The organism is Desulfomonile tiedjei (assembly GCA_016212925.1).
Lineage (GTDB): Bacteria > Desulfobacterota > Desulfomonilia > Desulfomonilales > Desulfomonilaceae > JACRDF01.
Genome location: JACRDF010000010.1, coordinates 139,410 through 158,480 on the forward strand (window position 1 = coordinate 139,410; position 19,071 = coordinate 158,480).

Below are 19,071 nucleotides of genomic sequence, written 5' to 3' on the forward strand. Positions count from 1 at the left end.
GAGGGTCATGCACGAGACCGAGTAATTGAGGTTCGCCCATGATCAGAGGGAAAACTTAGAAAGTGAAATCCTTCGCCCACACAAAAATTGATAATGATAACCAAGATATGTCTCTCGACTATTGCGAGAATATTGATGATTCCTTGCGCCCTGAGGAGGCTGCGCGAGGAAGCGAGATCATGGAGACCTCCAGGCAGGAGAAAATCCTAAAATACTGTATCATCGCATCATGTATCCTACATGTGGGGTTCTTTGTGGCCTTGCCTCACCTGTCCGAACTGACCCCCACCAAAGCGCTTCTTAAGCCGGGTGAAACGGTAACGTCGGTTCGGTTGGTGGAGCCGCAAACGCCCAATACAGTCACTGAGCCACCACCCGAGAACGCGTCCGCAATTTCGGACCGAGATCACACAGCCGAACGACCAAGGCTCCCCAAAAGCCCACCCGCTCCAAAGCCTCCTCTTGGGAACGTGCAACCGATGGAAAAGAGGATGGCATCGTTGGTTCCCCCGCCCGCGCCCGAAGATCTTGTCAAACCCAGAGAAGAGCCGACAAAAAAGGACGTGACGACCAAAGCCCCCCCTGTTTCTGAAAAAGCTAATAGCAACCACAGCAAGCACCGAGATCAAACAGACCCGCTTGCGAAGAAGAACAGCCTGAACAAACGGCCCGTTGACCTGACCCCTACGCTTCAAGATATCGCCAAAGGTTTTTCCTCCCCCGGTGGGGCCACGGATTTCTACCCTGACGGCGATCTGGAAGAGGCCGTAGTTGATATAAACACTCGAGAAGACCGCTTTTTCTCATATCTTTGGCATTTGAAGCAGAAAATCCAAGGTGTGTGGGTCTATCCTGCGGTCGCGGCGAAATCCGGCATTGGAGGGGCGCTGTCAGTCGAGTTTTCCGTTTCCAAAGAAGGGGAGTTGTTATACGTGAATTTGGTAGACTCCTCAGGTCACACCATTCTCGATGAGTCAGCAATGAAAGCTATCAGGTCAGCCGCGCCTTACTTTCCTTTTCCCCCGAGGCTGAAGGCCAAGCGGCTGCGGGTTCGGGCGAATTTCATCTACGTTACAGGCAATGCTTTCAGAAGTATCATGTAAATGCCCGGTCAGCCGAGTCATCGGAAGGCATGCGCTTGAAGAGGGGTGTCATTCCGCGCTCGGTTTATTCCTCGCCTAAAGTTGTCAGCATTTTTTCGTAATCCGCGCGCTTGAGCAACTCCTCCAACTCCTCCGGGTCCGCCGGCTCGACCGCCATCAGCCAACCGTCGCCGTAGGGGTCGTCTGCAAGGATTTCCGGGGATTCCGCCAGTGACGTGTTGCTCTCAACCACTATGCCTGAAATCGGCGCGATAAGGTCCGTGACAGCTTTGCTGGTCTCGATTATTCCGAACGCCCTGTTTCGTGTCACGGATTCGTCCACCTCGGGAAGCTCTATGTAATCCACCTGCCCGAGTTCTTCCCTCGCGTAATCCGTGATACCGATGACGGCCTGATCTTTTTCCACCTTTACCCACAGATGATATTCAGAATAGAGCCTGTCTGACGGGAAATCCATGCAGTGTCCTCCTTGAGGTATTAATGGCGGCGATATATTGATCAAAAACCGGCTGGGTTGTCAATCACATCCTGGAGGGCTCTCCAATCGGACATGGTGCGCCACACAAATTCGCTACCACAAGGGATATGGCCGGCATCCCGAGCCTCGCTGGACCGGCGACCTTTGGTAGGGCCGTTGTCGCGGCTGATTAGAGCAATTCTCGAAAGCAATCACGGATTATAGCAGTTGCCAAAATTACTGTCCGATTTGTCTCTCGAAACTGTGAGCGATAGTATTTCTCAGGTTCAAAGAGAAGCCCTGCCTTAGTACGGCGCGGCCCCCCGCGTCCGCCCTTGTCTTGGCGTCTCGTTGGGCCTAGGGCAGGCACGGGGGCCTGCCCCTACACAGGCTGACCGCATTCGGACAAAAATTTTGGCACTCGGTATAACTTATGGGGTGCCACTGCCGGCTTGCCCAGCAGTGCGATTCGGGAAAAACTTCTGAGAATCACTATATTTGTTTGAACGAGAAATGGTATCCGAGTGCGCCCCTGCGCGACAGCCGCTCTCGTAACGACTTTCAACCTTCACGGCATCCTTGAAAGAAAGTTCTCGATCGGTTAGAATTTGTGGTTGGGGGAGGGAGAATTTTTCTTTGTGTCCTTTTTCTAAGGGTTGGACAGAAATCTAGTCCTAAGTTTGTTTCAGGTTGGAGGAGCAGATGTGGGAACGTTGTTCTGCATTGGCCGCCGTGCTGATGATTCTCGGCGCGCCTTGCTTGTGCTCGGCTGATGAATTTGCCGGCAAGCTGGAGCGGGTCGATCGAGAGACGGTCACTGTCCGAGGCGGCAACAATCAAAGCCTTATCCTTCGCGTGGACAGCGATAACAGGATTCAGGCCGCCCCGTTTCTGGGGAAGTCCGTAGCTGTTGATTTTCTAAACGAACAAGGCGTGTTCCGGGCGCTCCGCTTCCGGTCTGTTCCCTAGGCGCGCTGCGAGAAAGGGGGGGCCGGCAAAAGGAGTCCGACCCGCCCCCGCGGAGACGGTGCGTTTATTGTCCGCTGTCCAGAGGCAAGATCTCATAGCCTGTTCTTACCTCTTGCCGCGCCGCCATTTCGTATTTCTGAAGCCTTTGCTGCATCTCCTTCACGCAAGAACCGTCCGGGCATCTCTGCGAGCCTAATTCAATGGCCTTTCTTTGGTGGTCCACGGCCTTCACCGGATCGCCCTGTCGAAAGTAGGCTTCAGCCAGGGTTTCATGGACCACCCCGTCCTTGCCTTCGCTTAATTCCAGAGCTTTCTTGGCCAATTCCAGAGCTTTGGACGAATCCTGGAGTTTTTCATCCGGGCACGTTAGAAGAAACCAGGCTTTGTCCTGGATGGACCAAGCGTCGTTCGAGTTCAACTGTTCGACCTTTTTGAAGGCCTCATTTGCCTCTCGACATCTTCCCATGCGATTCAACACCCATGCCTGGAGACGATAGGCATCAATGAAATTAGGATTGCTCTTGATGGCCAGGGTAACGTCCGCCAGGGCCTTGTCTTGATCCTTGTTTCTCGAATGGATGTCCGCCCGTTGTGCGTAAGCCCATGCATAACGGGGGTTCAGCTTTACCGCGGAGGAGAAATCCTGCAATGCCTGATCAGTGTTCCGCTGGATCTTATTTACAATGCCTCTCTGCCCGTAGGCCGCTGCGCTGCCGGGGTCCTTCTCCAATGCTGTTTTTGCATCATCAAAGGCCTTGTCCAGTCTTCCCAGGTGAAGATAGGCCCTTGAACGCCCGATAAACGCCTCAGCGTTGCCAGGATTGGATTTGGCGGCCTTGTCGAAAAACGAAACCGCCTTTTCCCATTGTTTGTCAGCCATCGCCGAGTACGCGGCGGCCATATCAGGATCTTGCTTGCCTTTGAAAACTTCCTTCCAGGGAAAATAAAGAAGCGCACCTATGATTACAGCCGCTAAAATGGCACCGCCCATAAACGTATAGACCGAAAAACCGTTTTGGTCTCTGAGACCACGCAATGACACACCTGAATAGAATTTCATTTAAGTCACCCCTCACAGAATTTATTAATTACGGGCCGATTCTCTCACCGTCCCGCCAGTCTCTGCACAGATACGACGATGCCGGGGGGGACTCCCCGGGCTCATCTTGTCAGGGCCGGGCCGAATTTTTTTGCCGGCAGCCTGAGACTGGTTGACTTGCGAAACTGAACTTAAAATTATACTTCCTTCAAAGGCTAAATCAATGAGTATGTTCCAGGGAGCCAGGCAGAATGAACCAAGGACCCGATGAACAAGCGCGGCTGGAATTCGAGCAAAAGAACGATCCCATAGAAGTTGTCGCGTTTGATTTTGGCGGCGTGCTGGCCGAGGAAGGTTTCAGAAAAGGTCTAAAGGCAATCGCACGCCTCAACGGTTTGGATGAGCAGCAATTTTTCGAGCTGGCCACGGCAACGGTGTACGACACGGGCTACGTTGTCGGCAAGGCGGACGAGAATTTCTTCTGGCAGGCATTGCGCGAGCGGACCGGAATCCGCGGATCTGATGAAGAGCTTCGTGGAGAAATCCTCGACCGGTTCATATTGCGCCCCTGGATATTCAATATCGTCAGGACGCTTCGCTCGAAAGGCTATGTGGTAGTCATTCTCAGCGATCAAACTCAGTGGCTTGACGTGCTTGACCAGCAACATGATTTCTTCAAGGAATTCAACCGCGTGTTTAATTCATACCATATGGGCAAGGGAAAAAAGAATCCGGAGATTTTTCGTGATGTGTCAGCGCAGCTGGGAACCAGCCCGTCCCGAGTCCTTTTCATAGATGATAACCTCGGAAACGTGGAAAGGGCGCGCTCCGAAGGTTTCTCGGCAATTCACTTTAAAGATCGGGAGTCTTTGGAGCAAGAAATGAAGAAACTCGGATTGCTGTGACAGAGAAGAGCCAAAGGGGAGAAATCTGCGCAGGCAACCAATCTATTGTGAAAAGGAGGTTTCCGCGTGCGCGTTTCCCAATAAAGTCCTGTTACTTGCCGTGTGCCTTCCGCCACTGGCGGAAGGCACACGGCAAGTAACAGGACTTTTTGGAGAGGGGTGCGGGGCCACTCGGCGTGGGGCCACATATATCTTCGATTAACTCTTCGCTGCACGAAGGCCTCGGCGGCACAAGGGCGCGTTGTCGCCCTGCGCGCAGCAGTTTTTGCAAAAAGGTCCTCCCCGCAGGCTTTATCTCATCAATCCATCTCGAATCCGGCTTGGCGGACCATTTTCAGGTCATCTTCGGCCGCGCGGCCGCCGGTGGTGAGGTAGCCTCCGATAATCATGCCATTAGCGCCAGCTCTCAGAGCCATTCCTTGGAAGTCTCCCAGGTTCCGTTCTCTGCCGCCTGCTATCTTAATGGTGGCTTTGGGGTTGATCAGGCGGAAGAGGGCAACTGTCTTCAGGATCTCCAGTGGCTCCGGAGGCTCTGTATTCTCCAGCGGGGTGCCGGGTCGTGGATTCAAGATGTTGACGGGGATGCAGTCCACTTTGAGTTCGGCAAGCGAGAAAGCAAGATCAAGCCTCTGGGAAGGCGTTTCCCCCAGACCTATGATCCCGCCGCTGCAAGCGGAAAAACCGTTGTTCAGGGCCAGTTGGACGGTTTCCACTCTCTGATCGAAACTATGAGTGGAACAGATGCGAGGATAATGATCCTTTGATGTTTCCAGGTTATGGTTGTAGCGCGTCACCCCCGCGGCAAGAAGCCTCGCCGCGCGTTCCTCGTCCAAGAAGCCGAGCGACGCGTCCAGACTGATGTCAACCTCGGAGTGAACGTGTTCGAGGGATTGGATCAGCCTGTCGAATTCTTTAGGGGAGAGCGCTCCTCCGCTGGTTACTGTGCAGAAACGAGATGCCCCCATTTGTCCGGCCGCCCGGGCCGCGGCGAGGATTTCGTCCGTGCCGCGCAGGCCGTAGGTCTCGCATTCAGTTGCATGGTGTTTGGACTGGGCGCAGAAAGAACAATCTTCTCCGCAGCGTCCGGACCTGGCGTTGATCAACGAGCACGAATCAAAGCGGTTTCCCTTGAACTGAATCCTGATACGATCTGCCGCAGCCATGAGGTGCAAGAGTTGTTCATCCGGCGTTTCCAGCAGGCGTTCCGCTTCAGGCCGGCTGATTGCGCCCCCGGCAAGAATACGTTCCTCTAGCGAATTTATAAGGTTTGAATTCGAAAGTCTTTCTGATTCCATATCGCCCTCCGCGTGAATCTATATTCATACACCGAAGCAGAATGAAAATCCATAGTTGAGGTGAAGGTTCACTGCATGCGGTCCCGCACGATCAGATACCAGGGAACAAAATCCAAGCTGGGTTGACAATCATGAAGAGAGTGATTATCAAGAAAGATGCCCATTGCGAGGCAGAGGTATGTGGATTCACCGGCAAAACGCGGTGAAGGACGTAGTAAACAATTCCGGAGGGGTAAATGAATTATCCTGTTGTCGCGAATCCAATTAATCATTTCCTGGCTCAAGTCAGGACCATAAAGCCTTTGTCGCCGGAACGCGAGCACGAACTGGCCGTCAGATACACGGAGACTGGTGACGTTGAGGCCGCTCACGAATTGGTAGTGTCCCATTTGCCTTTTGTAGTAAAAATTGCCTTTCAGTATCGTCATTACATGATTCCACTCCAGGATTTAATCCAGGAGGGGGCAATTGGGCTGATGAAGGCGGTTAAGAGATTCGATCCGACAAAAGGGTTTCGCCTTGTCTCTTTCGCAATCTGGTGGATAAAGGCTTACATAAAGAACTTCATCCTGAAGTCCTGGAACCTGGTCAAGCTCGGTACCACTCAGGCCCAGAGAAAACTGTTTTTCAGAATCGGCGACATCGGAGAGCACGCGGATGCGGAATCCAAGAGCGCCCGGGTCGACGAACTTGCCAAAGAATTGAAGGTAAAGTCTGACGACGTCATCGAGATGGAAGCGCGGGTAAGGGCCAGGGAGTGGTCTCTCAATGAGGTCATCGGGGAAGACAAAGACGTGACTTCAATGGAGCTTCTCGAAGACCATTCAGCGAATCAGGAAGAGACTCTGATCGATCACGAAAGGGAGAAAGAGCTTTCCCGTGTCACCAAGAAAGCATTGCGAAAGCTTGATCCTCGCGAACGCTTCATTGTGACTAAGAGGTTTATGGATGATTCTCCTTGGACGCTCCAGAAGCTGGGCGATCACTTCGGAACCAGCCGCGAGCGTGTCCGGCAGTTGGAGAAACGGGCACTGACAAAGCTAAAAGGTGAGTTTTCTCCACAACTGGTCGAGGACCTTCTGCCGGCATAGTCAAAATGGAGTTTGTAAGGACAGAAAGGGGCTAATCCTTGTGGTTAGCCCTTTTTCATTGGAAATAGCACCTGCCAATTAGCTCAGTGCCAGTTGGATCCCCGAGGGGTTCTCGCAAAGGATGCCCCATTCATCGGCGGTCTGGCGGAGGTGCTTGTTATGCCTCTTCCATCCTGATTTCTATGGTCTCCGGGCTGAAATCCTGTTCGTTCGGCCACGTGATCGTCCCGAATTCAATTCTGGCTCGTTTGAAATAGTCGTAGTCTTTCAATTCTTTGAAGATTCCTCGATCGAGATATGGTGTTACGTCGAAGACCCCCTCTTTCCCATTGGATAGTGTCACTTTTATCCTGTAATCAGAGAGGATTTCAAATTCAATTACGTCCGGCACCATTTGCTGCCTCCTACTTCAGAGGTTCAATCTTGAATGGAGTGTTTCCTTCCACGGCGAGAGCCCAATCGGCCATCAATTCGTCGCGGTGGATTTCGACCCACGCCTGAACCAGTCTCAGTTGGCGCAGAGGGATTTCTCCGTCCAGTATTTCTGCGGTCTGTATGTCTATAGAAGCTCTGAATTCAGCATATCTTACGTGGATGTGCGGTTTCGCGTGTTTGTCGGTATCGAAGAAGAAGAGCTGAACTATGATCCCATAGAACATAGATATTACAGGCATCTTTTGGCCTCATCCAATTCAATCTGCGCGACCTCTAGGAAGCGAATCGTCATCCGAGACCCTATTTGTATCTTTCAAGAACCTTTTCTAATGTAGCGGTCTTAAGCTCTCCGCCTTCGTATGCGTCGATTCGACCCTCTGCCTCCTCAGCCCAGGCCGCCTCAAGTTCCACATCTGGCTTGTCCAGACTGGAGAGCAGCTTGTCGATCAGCTCCGCCTTTTCTGCCGGTTTCAGCGTCAGCGCGTCTTTCAAGATTTTATCCGTAGTAGCCACTGTACCTCCTTCCACTTCTCTTGTTGGTCCTCAGTTCCCGGAGGGGGACCCAGCCACATGTCCTCGTGTTGCCAGTGTACGTATCGCACCAATTTCATTCCCCCATAGTACTCCCGTCCATCGTCCGTTTCAATCACCCTGTTTCCCTTTCTCATCGTCTGACACTCGGAAAGCTAACCGTCCGCGGCAAGATGCCACAGAATATAATAAGCGACCGTCATGGACGTCCCGGCGGACGCGCAGTCCCTCCACCAAGAACGCATCATCAAGCCGTTTTGGGCAAGGCTTGCTCAAGCCAATCTTTTACATACCCTGCAATGTCTTGCCAGCCCGGCTCTCCAAGGACCCAATGAGCATGATTTTCGAATTCTTTGTACGATGCCACGGCCTTGTATTTCTTGGCCACTTGCCTAACAACCGAAGCAGGGGTGATCCTGTCTTCCGCTCCGGCAATGACCAAGACAGGGCACGTCACTTTCGATTCGTCAATTCTGCACGCCTTTTTTGAGTCAAGGAGCCAGTATCCGATCTCACTCGCCGCGCGGCCCGATTCATAAACGGACTTGTCGTAGGCTTCTTTCTGATCCGTCGGCGACAGTAAATGCATCATGGAGTAAACGGCTTCATCGAACGTCAAACGCATCGGCTTTCTCCAGAAGCCCCATGTTGTTTGCACGCTCCAGAAGCTTTTTATTACGGATGGCTTCAGCGCCAGAATGCCGGCAGGAGCTGCAGGAGTGAGAAGAACCAGCGCCTTAGCTAACCCGCGGCCTCCCAAGATCTGTGCGAGCAGTCCTCCCATGGAATGCCCAAGAATGATGGGCTTCACGCCAAGTTGTCGGATTTCCTGTTCCAGGTCCGCGGCATAATCCAGCATGCTGGTTGTTCCAAGTCGAGGATCAGGAGCAGCCTTCGGGTCCATATCGTGGAAACGCAAGGTTGTCGTGATGCATTGGTAGCCTTCTTTTTCGAAGACGCTCTTGTAGTTCTCCCAATGCCAAGCTCCACCCCACATGCCGTGAATCATGAAGATAGTCTCAGTCATGGTTCCCTCCTTCCTGGTTCAAGCGATTTGGAGACGCGGCCCAACGACTAAAGCTCACCGGCGGATATAAAGTAGAACGAAACAGTCGTCCCGAGCACGCATTGTTAACCGGTTAAGCTATGGCAGCCTTGGGGTTGGGGCCGTACTGATTCTCACCCGGCTGACTGTCTTGCACCGTGAAGACAATTAGAACAATAAAGCCAATGAGCGGAATCAAGCCGATGAGCCACCACCATCCACTTCGATTGGTGTCGTGGAGCCTGCGGACCGTTACAGCAATGCTAGGAATGAGAACAGCCAAGCTGTAGATCCCTCCGAGAATGCCTGGACCGCCGACAAGGCCCTCGATGACATAGAGCAGAACGGTGATGACCAGGTTGAAGAGGACGAACATCCAATACTCTGTTCGCTGTGCCCGCCCGCTGAACACAGCATACTTCTGCAACACCTGAAGGTACCACCTCATGTTCCCTCCTTTCTTGTTATCCCCGTTGATTTGACCGGACGCGTGTCCGTGCTAGGTTACCTCCCAGCGTATGGGCGACGAGCTGACAGTGACAACACGTCTTTCCCCGGCCATTCGCAGTACCTGTTCTTCGGCCTAACGCCATGTTCAGCCGCTAAGCTGCCGGAGCTAAGCAGAGGCAAGGAGGCCGGCCGGAGCACCTTGTCAGGCTTGGCCTTCATCGGACAGGGAAACCCGTTCACAAAAGCTTCAATGCTATCCACCGCGGCCAAAATGTCTTTCAAATATATTTTGTAATCTCTCATACGGGGACGGCCTCTTTGAGAATCAAGTCCCTGAGTTCTTCGCGCAAGGCTTGCTTGGGGATCACATCAACCCTCCGCTGAAGCTGTTCTTCCAAGAAATTTGCCAAGCCGACCAGGTCGAAAAGGTCTGCCCCTTCCTCGAATTCAACAAGCACGTCGATATCACTATTTTGTACTTGTTCCCCTCGAACGTTTGAGCCGAATAGCTGAATTTCCTTTGCGTTGAATCGCTTCCTGATTTGAGGCTTCAGGTCGCGCAGTCTCAAAAGTAGTTCCTGAGTCATTGCCATATTCCCTTCCGGCGTCCAAATGCCCAACTCCTCGCCCATATACTCCTCCGCCATAGCCCGCTCAACAGCCGAATCGAGCTTGGCACATTCCCTGGCGAGGCGGTTGCGTTCCAGTTTCTTTAGCTTTTCCTCCACTGCATCCTCTGAACGATTACCTCGTCCTCTATGCCGCGGTTCTCAGGGTGACACGCATGCCGGCTCTGGTCGCAAGGGTGATAAGCATTTCGAGGCTAAATCTTTCCCATTTGCCTCTGATCAAATCTGAAACCCGAGACTGGCTGACGCCCAGGACATCCGCAGCCTTGGCCTGTGTAAGTTTCTTGGCTTTGATGAATTTTCGGAGATCGGCCATAAGATCCGCTCGCATTTGAAGAATTGCGGCTTCGTCCGGAGAATAGCCAAGATCAATGAATACGTTTCCGGAAGAATTGATAACGGTTTCGCTCATAACTCACCTACAATCTGCCTGTAACGTTGGCGAGCCAAATCAATGTCATGTCGGCTTGTTTTTCGAGTCTTCTTTTGAAATGCATGAAGCACGTAGATTGCATCGTTAAGCTTGGCGACATAGATTACTCGCCATTCACCCAGCATGCGGATACGAATTTCTCTTACGCCTGGGCCGACGGCCTGGATTGGCCTCCAATCGCTCGGATCAAGTCCGCTTTGAACCGCACGGAGTGCGAAGCCTGTGGCACGGCGGGCTTCGTCCGGGAAGTTGCGAAGATCATCGAGGCTCGATCCCACGAATTTCAGCGGCTTCATGACCACCAGAACAATTATATAAGTTCTTATATAATTGGCAAGTTCAATGATAGAGTTTGAATCATGAGCCGACGGCTGGAGGTCCGCACTGACGAAAGCCTCATGGCCCGATTGTTAGGAGCCCGCGCAGGATGCGGTTTCCGTTGGTAACCCCATCCTAAGCGCTAAGGCACCGCGACCTCGTCGTAGAAGTGGCAGAACTTGCCTGTTCGCGCAATCAGGCGGACTACTTCGACCAACTCCTCGATGTCTCCATAACGGTGCCCGCGCATGTCGATGGCTCCAGCTCTCTCAGCCAGGACGGTCACAAAAGAGTGAGGAACCGGGTGAGTCGGCATCTTTCCGACCCAAGTGCCTTGCCAGGGAATCGGTCCGGTAACGTTGTTGGCCGCGGCCCAATCGTTGATTCTGTCGTCGACCCATCCGTGGAGCTTCCAGAAGATCGAGTTCACGTGGCTCGAATAGGTGTCACCCAGCCAGTCGTAGGCAGGGTCGTCCCACTGTAGGTCGATTGCGTTAGGATTTGCCGGGTCAGGGTCAGGCTTGATACCTGTGGCGGCTGGTTCAGCGCACCATCTCATGTGCATCTGGTTGTGGATCGTAAACTCGATGCGAGCACCGAACTCACCGAGAGACATCTGACGGAGTTGGGCCTCGTCGGTATACCTTGCCTCCCAGGCAAGAAAGTCCGTTTGGAAGGTGGCGTCGCTTTTCACTCGTTGAAGATATGTGTTGAAACCGGCATCTCCGGTGTCCCAAGCCGGCGGGACAGGGTAATCCTGGTCGGCCGGCCTCGGGACCTGAGTCCATCCTTCGACGCGAGGGTATTGCGGATCTCCGGCGAGGCGTTCATTGACTGCCTTGATCATCTCGCGATGCATGTAGAGAAAATCCTCCCCGGAGTTGTTGTCAAGGACAACCTCCGGGCTGCCGTCCTGTCTTGGCCGCCTGGCAGGCCGCGGTGGTTCCCATTCCAGGTTTCGGAGTGCCTGCCGCGTGGGCTCATCGTAGAATAGCCAGCTATTCCTGACTTCGTGCCACAGGTAGTGCTGCATTCGCCAGGCTCTCTCAGCCATCATCGCCACAATGTACTGGGGAATCTGCTGCGCCATTTTAGTCCTCCTCGCTGGTGTAGTGCGGCGTTTGATCGCCGCCTAACAAAGGGCCGACCGGCCGCGCCACAATGACACAGCCTTTCATAACAGCGACTGCAATTGACCGCCTTGCGGACGATGCGGTTCCTGTTGGTTACCGCATCCTACCCGCTAAGAGCTAGTCTCGTTTCTGACGGCCTATTTCTGCAATTGAGTAACATCTGGGCTGAGCGGAGCGGCCAAGAAAGCTGAAAAAAAGCCACTGGGCTTTCGCCGTGTTGGCTCTAGCTTTGGGTTCGGCCATGAATGTGAAGCATCACTGACTCTGGCCTTTGGCTGGTTGAGTTTTTTCCTGCTTACTAGAGTTCTGGACTGGCAGCTTATGAATACTCGCCACTTCTTTCTCCAATGAATCTATCCGTGGCTGAAGCGCTTCCACCTGTTTCATCAATTTTGATTCATGCACGCTGTTTTCAGGAGGGAACAAGTTTGGTTTCCAAATAAAGAGACAAGCAAGGACAATGTCTACCAACACGATGCAGATGATAGCCATGGATATCAATCTCTGGCCTGAGAGCCTCGGGTGTTTGGGATCGCTTCGCAATGAAATCACTCTTCCGGCACCATTGTATGAGAATATTCTGTTAGCCAACTTGTCCATCCATTCCTGATTCTTCCTGCTACTTGTGATATCCCTTCGTATGAGACCAAGTACCATCAAGACTAGGAGGATTGTAGCGATCATGATGATCGAGCTCAAAGGGTGAGCCCGTAAAGCATAGGCGGCAGCTAGCGCCCCTCCTTGAATAGCTAGAAGAACCTGTGTGCGGCTCCAAAATAGTCGATCATAGTGCACATAATGTGACATTAGCGCACGATACATGCCAGAATCATTTGGTACTGTCGGGCTACAAAAGAATGCTTTAGTATTTGGGTGCACTCTACGATCATTTAGTAAGTCACTGATGTCCAACCATTTGTATTCACTGTGTTCATCATTCTCGGGCAATGTGAACGTTTTTGATATCTTGATTTCATACCCCAACACAACATAGTGAGTGCCAAAACCTTCGATCCCGAACCTATTCGTTTCATAGAAATGATCGAACGCCCCCAGCAAATGAGCATCCTTAAAATCCAATTCTAATCCCAACTCAGTACTGGCAAGCCGCTGGAAGGCTTCATCAATGGCTTCATTTTTCAGAATACGTCCCCCTGGGACAAACCAATAATTCTTAGCTGGATGATTCTTTCTCAGTGCGAGAAATACCTCATTTCGCGGATTCCTTACCACTCTGTCGATGGAAACTAACGGAGCATTCCTGATGACCTCACCGAATTCTTCATCACTCAGTCTTGAGACATTCCTGTTGACCATTTGTTTTTTCCCTTTCCAAATAATAAAGAACCGGGAGGCATTGAGGGCCTAATTTAGTTTAGGTGGTTTCCAGATAAACCCGCTTCGGATTATTTCTTCCAGGCAACACTCCACTAAGATCTTCACCCAAACCTTTTCTGCCCAATGGCTTCAGACGCGATTAGCTTGAATCCGGGCCCAGATCCTATGGGGCGAGGGAAACGCACCGCATCCTACGCGCTCGAGCGAAAAGAGCTGGTACCGCGAACGATGCGGTTCCGGTTGGTCACCGCATCCTACGCGTTGTGCGCCAGCGGTTGTGAAGCGTGAAAGCGTTGTTCGCGTTGAACTCTGTCAGATATTCGTTTAGAGACGGTCGACTTATATTGCAGGCGAAGACGTGTTGGGTAAACGCGAATGACAAGACAACGTCTCCACATGGCATCACACCCATCTCGTATTGATAAATCTGATGTGTTTCCAACTCGCCCAACTCGTCCATCCGTGTCGAAACCTTCAAATGGTCGCGGTGCGGGTAGATGCCGTACGCCACATCCCACTCTTGAGCCCGATAGCCGAAGCGAGAACATCGGCGAGCAAGGTCAAACTTAGTTGAATATGGATCCACTCTTTCCGAGAGCAGTAAAAGCTCAAGGCCTATTTTGAGGAAAAAGCGTGCCAACAAATCGCCGTAGGAAGGCGGCGGTTCGACAACGACCAGACCGCTGTCGAGGACGCGCTGTGCCTTGCTCAGGTCGTCATAACCAGCGACCAGAATTCGGTTTGTGGATCCGGTGGAGTGAAGGGAGAACCCGTCGCCATCGTACCTGGCGAGCCTTCCTTTTTTGGTCGGAATAGCAAATGCTGTTCGCTCGATACTGAATGGCGGGGAGGCCAGCACCTTCGACTCGATCTTTGAACCGAAGTATTGGTTGCAGGTATCACACACGGAGCCGCGTTCGAGAACGAGATCGTCGTTCCCAAGTGACTCGGGAATCAGATGTTCCATCCTACGGAATGGACCATTGGTGCTGCGGCAGAAGAGACATTCGAACCTTGGCGACCGCATGATTCCTCTTCGGCTCAACATTGTCTAGATTGGTCCGGACAAAATGCTGAACACAGGCTTGTGCCGTTTGTAACACAGCATTGAAACAACGAATGCTGCTGCAATAATGTCGATATTTCCAGCCATTTACGCCTCTTGATCTTTGGCGTCGTGCCGTCTTATGCGAACCAGTATAACAAGCCGCTTTGTCCACCTCAAAGCCCGTCAACCGCCCTACTACCCCCTTTGGTGCACGGCTGAAAACCTGGATGTAATTCGGGCGCTCACCTCTCACTGAGACCCGTCGAAGCAGATACGCCGAGCTGTGCCAGCATACCGAGGGCATAGAAGAGTTCCCACTCGTGGCCCAACCTCACCCCATCCGCCGCCTGCTCCAATATTCCGGCTTGCGCTTCCCGTGCGCGACCGCGACGATCCAGATTGCCTCCTCCAACTCTGCATAGAAGATCATATACGGGAAACGTCGTATGACATACTGACGAACATCAATGGACTTGTAGGGAGCCCCGAGTTGCGGGTGCTGTTGAATCCGTCCGATGGCTCCCTCGACCGCGGTTTGCAGATCCAGCCCCAGCCCCGCCCGCTGTTTTTCGTAGAAGGCGATCGCCTTGTCTAGCTCCACTTTCGCCTGGCTGTGGATGATGACCGGCTTCACGAATACTTCTTTCGCAGTTCGGCAAATACCTTTTCCGCAGGTTGACCCACGGCTCTACCGGTTTTGATGTCCTCCATTCTAGCTGCAAGCTCGGCATCCCAGGCAGCCTCTGCGTCTGCGTCTACGCCTTCATCCAGGGAGTGAATCAAGAAATGGGCCAACTCCGCCCGCTCCTGCGCAGAGAGCCGGGCGAGCTGGGACTTGAGTTTTTCGGCCGTTTCGGTCATGGCTTGCTGTCTCCTTATAGGTCAATATCATTCTCCAAAATCCAAGTCTTCGGATGCCCCCCGGAATACCTAGAGCTGCGTTTATTTTACATCTGCTTAGCCCTCAGTGAAACCTTGCGAGGTAGAAGCGCCGAGCTGAGTCAGCATTCCGAGGGCATCGAAGAGTTCCCACTCCTCTGCGATTCGGCCATCTTTGATGCGGCAGATGTGCATGGACTCAATGGTGACTCGTCTTCCTGTTGCGGGGATGCCGGGCAAGTCTCCGGTTTGAGTGGCACGCATGGTGATGCGAGTCGCGACCTTATCACCCTCTGCGATTTGATCCTCGATGAAGAGCACTCGATCGGGGAAGGCTTTCAGAAAGACTGAATTGCGTTTGATGTAGCCTTCAGGCCCACCGCCCGGATCGGGGGCATTCGGGTCATGGTGTTGATAGCCGGATGTGTGCAGTTCGTTGACTATTTGAAGGTTGCCCTTGTTAAAGAACTCGTCGTAGAAGCGCCGGACGATTGCCTTGTTTTCTTCTGCTGGCGTCAAAGACTCCCCCTCCGTGTTGAAAATGAGCCGTCTCGCCTTGTCCAGGCCGGAATCCTGCGGTAGCCTTGGTCTCATTGCTGCAAAAACCTGTTACCCCACACTCTTATAGCTCAGGGCTTGGCTTCCAGTCAAACATGATCTTGTAATCATTCACTTACGTGCGGGAGCGTCTCCCATGCCCCGAAGGGGCAGCCCGACAGTAGCCACGGGCGTAAGCCCGTGGAGAATGGTCCACACATCCATTTGGATCTCCGACCCTGGAGGGGTCGACCATGAATGTGAGTTGGACGTCGGGATTGGTCGACCCCTCCAGGGTCGGAGATCCAGGCCTGTGGCAGCGTCCGGTCCGCGGGTTACACCCGTGGCTACCATTGGTACGCCCCTTCAGGGCTCAGAATCCCTTCTACCCCCGCAAGACTGAATGCTTACATGATCTTCGCCGTGGTCGTTGACTTTCGCGAGCAACAGGGTTATCACCTCACGAGTATGATGCGTTGTAACAAAAAGCCCCGGCGCTTCTCGCGGACCGTGCACACCGCGTTTGTGGCATTTCTTCTGGTCTTTCCGGCCGTTCTTTCTTCGGTAGACATCCTTCCCGCGAAGGATATGGTCATTGCCTCCGATGAGGACCAGTCCGCGCCCAAAGCCCCGGTCTCCAATGGACAGCAGCCGACTGTAAGGGACCAGGGACAAGTTCAAAAGAAAGAGAAACCCGGCGAAGGCGTTGAGGACGAAAAGACAAAGCTGCTCAAGCGAAAAGAAGAACACCTCGCGCGTCTTGCCCCTTTTCTGGAACAAGAGCAGCGCGGAATGCTGGAAGCTGTCCAGATCCTGAACAATGAGGCTGCATACGAATGGCTGGGGGCTTTCATATCTTCAAGGCCGCTGAACTGCCCTCTGAAGACCAGGAATGAATGGGTCAGGGCCATCGTGGCCGCGGTGCAACACAACAACCTGCCCGTGTGCAAAGAAATCCTCGGGCTGGTGGCTTCAATAGTTTCTATAGAGTCGGGATTTAATGTCGATCCGCCCGCGTTGGACCCCTCCAGGGGCGAAACCATGCCCAATCTTCTTGACCGGGCCGAGAAAGAATTGCACCAGAAGATGGGACCGGTGATGTCCATGCCGCCGGTACCGCAGTTGTACAGCTCGTACAAAGAGAAATATCAGCCGCGCTTGCTGCGGTGCCGTACCGAAGGCGAAATCGAGGCTGTGGCCCGAACCATGGCCGATGAATTGAAGCGGGACGCGGAAGGGCTGCCCGGCTTCATCAAGAACATAATCCTCAAAGAGGTCGACAAAGTAGCCAATGTGGTCAAGACCAAGGGGTCAATGCAGCTGAGCTTTGCCCGGGCGCGGCAGGTGATGCTGGACCGCGGGGAAGAGTTCACCGACAGAGAGCTTTCAGACTACATGTACACCCTGAACGGAGGCCTGGACGTTGGAGTGGCTGCCTTGAAGCCTATGTTCGTTCAGTACGCGGCGCGCTACGGTTCGGCAGGCACCCTGTCTTGGCTGTTCTTCGTGGGGATGGACTACCATTACGGTCCGTTTACCAGTAGAAATGTCATGGAACAGATAAGAATCCGAGACCTCTCCGGACGAAAAATAGCCTTGGATGGAGATTTCCTGCCTTACGACGAAAAAGGGCGGCCGGAAGACAAGGAATCCGAAACTCTGCAGGCCGTGAGAAGCATCTTCCCCTCGCTTCCCAGGGACGCTATCTACGAGGCTTTTCTCTTGGAAAAGGAACCGCATTACGTATACTCCGACCTTCACAAATCCATAGCCTCACAGCACACGGAGCGCTTTGGAGCAACGCCTTTCGCAGTCATAGGCGAACTCTTCACCGGAAATCAGACACGGATCAAACACGGGTTCGCGTGGAAGACCCGTATTTACCTGAACAAGCTCGACCGGTACCTCAACTGCATACCCTGGGACGAATAATTCCGTTTTGCGTTCAAAGTGGCAACTTGGCGAGAAGAGAAGAATTTGGGGAGGCCCTTTTTGTAAAAAGGGCCTCCCCAAACCCCTCCCCAAAAACTTTTGCATCATGTTCTGCGTGCGGCTTCCGCCCATGGCGGAAGCCGCACGCAGAAAGGGCTACCAAAGTTTATTGGAAACGTCTAGGGAACCTTTCCGCACCATGGCATGGGCGCCGAATGTTGTCCCCCTCTTGAGGTGGGTGCCACTGACCTGGGGCACCAGGTCAGTGCGGATTTTGCTTTCACCTGTCTTTCACTGTTTGAAAGCGAACTAGTATAAATTATCGCTTGTCAGCCACCCGGCAATGAATTGCCGGGCTACTTTCATTGAGCGCCTCTGGGGATCCCAAATACGGCGAGGCCTGTTATTCTAACTCTTATGCCTTTTACCCCTCTTTACTGAGGAGGCCATGCGGGGATTTGCTGACACTCTGCTTCGCACCTTGGATTAAGGTGGCCTCTCTTTGAACGCACATCGGCCTGACGAGTCTTCCCGTCTCAGTTTCGGGGGTAGTGAAACTTGACATGAGACCGGAGTTATGGCACCATTGGCGGCAGCCTAGTGGAGTGGTCATGGCCGGAAAACTTCTCATCGTCGGTATTTGCCTTGTTATTTTCGTTTCTCCCACGCTGTGCGTCGGGGGATCGTCGGAAATAACGGATTCGACTTACTGGTCGAACCTGGTCCACGAAGAGAACTCGGTGGCCGCCAGCGTGTTATACCTTCCCTATCTTATCGGCCAAATCCCGATCCGCATTATCGACGCGATAGTAAATCCAAAGCCCACCAGCATGTCTACAACGCCTCCCCCCGCGCACAGACTCTCTCACTAAATTATTTCAACGTGGCTTTAATAGGCGCTCGTGTTGGAGCGAGGACCTGTCCGTACATCAAAGAACGTTTTGGCGCTCGGCATAACTGTTTTTAGGGCTATAGTAGTTCTCGAAATTAAACACGGATTAAATTGCGGGTGTCCTGCCAACGCGGGCTTACCTCATTCGGGAGGAGCTTTTGGGAACAACCATAGTAGCCCCTTCTCTCAAGCAATGCCTTCTGTATTGGGTGCCACGGACCTGGGCCATACCAGGTCCGTGCTTCCCGCCAGCCCTATTGCCACAATAATTCAGGAGATTCCCCGCTTTGCGGTAGAATCGGCTCGCTTTTCAATTTGCTGTTCAATGCGGGGGACAACCTTACCGTTTACCAAAAATCACGGCACGGACCTGGGATCCGCCAGGTCCGTGGCACCCAGAAGTCAATTCGTACTAACTTTCGAGAACTCCTATGTGAAAGACAACGGATATTCGGTGGATTTTCGGGCAAAAAAAAGCCGGGCTAGCAACTGCCCGGCGCTGTAAGGAGGTAAAGGAGTGTTGAAGTTTCGTAATTCATGTTGTTCTTCAACATTCGTAAGTAATATACCATAACAACTAGTTTTTTGTCAACCACTTTTTGGAATAATCCG

The 19,071-nt window shown here is 52.8% G+C and carries 24 protein-coding genes; 6 read left to right on the forward strand and 18 right to left on the reverse strand.

What is annotated here, in order from left to right; all coding sequences use genetic code 11:
* Nucleotides 1–107: 107 nt before the first annotated feature.
* Complete coding sequence (locus HY913_04685) at nucleotides 108–1,103, forward strand: energy transducer TonB (GenBank protein ID MBI4962552.1); 996 nt, start codon at nucleotides 108–110, stop codon at nucleotides 1,101–1,103.
* A gap of 64 nt (nucleotides 1,104–1,167) precedes the next feature.
* On the opposite strand, the gene gcvH is transcribed toward HY913_04685, so the two are convergent.
* A complete protein-coding gene (gene gcvH / locus HY913_04690; GenBank protein ID MBI4962553.1) occupies nucleotides 1,168–1,560 on the reverse strand; it encodes a glycine cleavage system protein GcvH in 393 nt (130 codons plus the stop codon).
* 702 nt (nucleotides 1,561–2,262) lie between these two features.
* On the opposite strand from gcvH, the gene HY913_04695 reads away from it, so the two are divergent.
* Nucleotides 2,263–2,529, forward strand: a complete 267-nt coding sequence (locus HY913_04695; protein MBI4962554.1) for a hypothetical protein — start codon at nucleotides 2,263–2,265, stop codon at nucleotides 2,527–2,529.
* Nucleotides 2,530–2,593: 64 nt separating this feature from the next.
* Here the strand turns inward: HY913_04695 and HY913_04700 are convergent, their stop codons facing one another.
* On the reverse strand, nucleotides 2,594–3,589 hold the full coding sequence (locus tag HY913_04700) for a tetratricopeptide repeat protein (protein MBI4962555.1): 996 nt from the start codon (nucleotides 3,587–3,589) through the stop codon (nucleotides 2,594–2,596).
* Nucleotides 3,590–3,819: 230 nt separating this feature from the next.
* Between HY913_04700 and HY913_04705 the strand changes: the two genes are divergently transcribed.
* Nucleotides 3,820–4,473, forward strand: a complete 654-nt coding sequence (locus HY913_04705) for an HAD family phosphatase (GenBank protein ID MBI4962556.1) — start codon at nucleotides 3,820–3,822, stop codon at nucleotides 4,471–4,473.
* Between the two features lie 299 nt (nucleotides 4,474–4,772).
* On the opposite strand, the gene bioB is transcribed toward HY913_04705, so the two are convergent.
* Nucleotides 4,773–5,768 (reverse strand): biotin synthase BioB, encoded by a 996-nt coding sequence (gene bioB / locus HY913_04710; protein MBI4962557.1) that lies wholly within the window; start codon nucleotides 5,766–5,768, stop codon nucleotides 4,773–4,775.
* A 236-nt stretch (nucleotides 5,769–6,004) separates the two neighbouring features.
* Between bioB and HY913_04715 the strand changes: the two genes are divergently transcribed.
* A complete protein-coding gene (locus HY913_04715) occupies nucleotides 6,005–6,859 on the forward strand; it encodes an RNA polymerase factor sigma-32 (GenBank protein MBI4962558.1) in 855 nt (284 codons plus the stop codon).
* Between the two features lie 157 nt (nucleotides 6,860–7,016).
* Here the strand turns inward: HY913_04715 and HY913_04720 are convergent, their stop codons facing one another.
* The 15 genes from HY913_04720 to HY913_04790 form a co-directional block, all read right to left on the reverse strand.
* Entirely contained in the window at nucleotides 7,017–7,253 is a 237-nt protein-coding gene (locus HY913_04720; protein ID MBI4962559.1) for a DUF2442 domain-containing protein, read from the reverse strand.
* Between the two features lie 10 nt (nucleotides 7,254–7,263).
* Entirely contained in the window at nucleotides 7,264–7,533 is a 270-nt protein-coding gene (locus tag HY913_04725; GenBank protein MBI4962560.1) for a DUF4160 domain-containing protein, read from the reverse strand.
* Nucleotides 7,534–7,594: 61 nt separating this feature from the next.
* Nucleotides 7,595–7,807: an addiction module protein gene (locus tag HY913_04730; GenBank protein MBI4962561.1), complete on the reverse strand. Its 213-nt coding sequence runs from the start codon at nucleotides 7,805–7,807 to the stop codon at nucleotides 7,595–7,597.
* A 265-nt stretch (nucleotides 7,808–8,072) separates the two neighbouring features.
* Entirely contained in the window at nucleotides 8,073–8,852 is a 780-nt protein-coding gene (locus HY913_04735) for an alpha/beta hydrolase (protein MBI4962562.1), read from the reverse strand.
* A 112-nt stretch (nucleotides 8,853–8,964) separates the two neighbouring features.
* Complete coding sequence (locus HY913_04740; GenBank protein MBI4962563.1) at nucleotides 8,965–9,318, reverse strand: DUF805 domain-containing protein; 354 nt, start codon at nucleotides 9,316–9,318, stop codon at nucleotides 8,965–8,967.
* 56 nt (nucleotides 9,319–9,374) lie between these two features.
* Complete coding sequence (locus HY913_04745) at nucleotides 9,375–9,623, reverse strand: hypothetical protein (protein ID MBI4962564.1); 249 nt, start codon at nucleotides 9,621–9,623, stop codon at nucleotides 9,375–9,377.
* Complete coding sequence (locus tag HY913_04750) at nucleotides 9,620–9,907, reverse strand: nucleotidyltransferase family protein (protein ID MBI4962565.1); 288 nt, start codon at nucleotides 9,905–9,907, stop codon at nucleotides 9,620–9,622. Before HY913_04750 ends, HY913_04745 begins: the two co-directional genes overlap by 4 nt.
* A 169-nt stretch (nucleotides 9,908–10,076) precedes the next feature.
* The gene (locus HY913_04755) at nucleotides 10,077–10,361 is read right to left on the reverse strand and encodes an XRE family transcriptional regulator (GenBank protein MBI4962566.1); all 285 of its coding nucleotides are present in this window, start codon (nucleotides 10,359–10,361) and stop codon (nucleotides 10,077–10,079) included.
* Complete coding sequence (locus tag HY913_04760; GenBank protein ID MBI4962567.1) at nucleotides 10,358–10,678, reverse strand: type II toxin-antitoxin system RelE/ParE family toxin; 321 nt, start codon at nucleotides 10,676–10,678, stop codon at nucleotides 10,358–10,360. Before HY913_04760 ends, HY913_04755 begins: the two co-directional genes overlap by 4 nt.
* 164 nt (nucleotides 10,679–10,842) lie before the next feature.
* A complete protein-coding gene (locus tag HY913_04765) occupies nucleotides 10,843–11,790 on the reverse strand; it encodes a Tat pathway signal protein (protein MBI4962568.1) in 948 nt (315 codons plus the stop codon).
* 298 nt (nucleotides 11,791–12,088) lie between these two features.
* A complete protein-coding gene (locus HY913_04770) occupies nucleotides 12,089–13,150 on the reverse strand; it encodes a GDP-mannose mannosyl hydrolase (GenBank protein MBI4962569.1) in 1,062 nt (353 codons plus the stop codon).
* A gap of 265 nt (nucleotides 13,151–13,415) precedes the next feature.
* On the reverse strand, nucleotides 13,416–14,198 hold the full coding sequence (locus HY913_04775) for a hypothetical protein (GenBank protein ID MBI4962570.1): 783 nt from the start codon (nucleotides 14,196–14,198) through the stop codon (nucleotides 13,416–13,418).
* Between the two features lie 352 nt (nucleotides 14,199–14,550).
* Nucleotides 14,551–14,853 carry a type II toxin-antitoxin system RelE/ParE family toxin gene (locus tag HY913_04780; GenBank protein ID MBI4962571.1) on the reverse strand — a complete coding sequence of 101 codons (303 nt, stop codon included), beginning with the start codon at nucleotides 14,851–14,853 and terminating at the stop codon, nucleotides 14,551–14,553.
* Nucleotides 14,850–15,080: an addiction module protein gene (locus HY913_04785; GenBank protein MBI4962572.1), complete on the reverse strand. Its 231-nt coding sequence runs from the start codon at nucleotides 15,078–15,080 to the stop codon at nucleotides 14,850–14,852. Before HY913_04785 ends, HY913_04780 begins: the two co-directional genes overlap by 4 nt.
* 96 nt (nucleotides 15,081–15,176) lie before the next feature.
* Nucleotides 15,177–15,692 (reverse strand): ester cyclase, encoded by a 516-nt coding sequence (locus tag HY913_04790; GenBank protein ID MBI4962573.1) that lies wholly within the window; start codon nucleotides 15,690–15,692, stop codon nucleotides 15,177–15,179.
* 354 nt (nucleotides 15,693–16,046) lie between these two features.
* On the opposite strand from HY913_04790, the gene HY913_04795 reads away from it, so the two are divergent.
* Nucleotides 16,047–17,567, forward strand: coding sequence for a DUF1615 family protein (locus HY913_04795; GenBank protein MBI4962574.1), 1,521 nt, complete (start codon nucleotides 16,047–16,049; stop codon nucleotides 17,565–17,567).
* Nucleotides 17,568–18,178: 611 nt separating this feature from the next.
* Nucleotides 18,179–18,439 (forward strand): hypothetical protein, encoded by a 261-nt coding sequence (locus HY913_04800; GenBank protein ID MBI4962575.1) that lies wholly within the window; start codon nucleotides 18,179–18,181, stop codon nucleotides 18,437–18,439.
* Nucleotides 18,440–19,071: the final 632 nt, after the last annotated feature.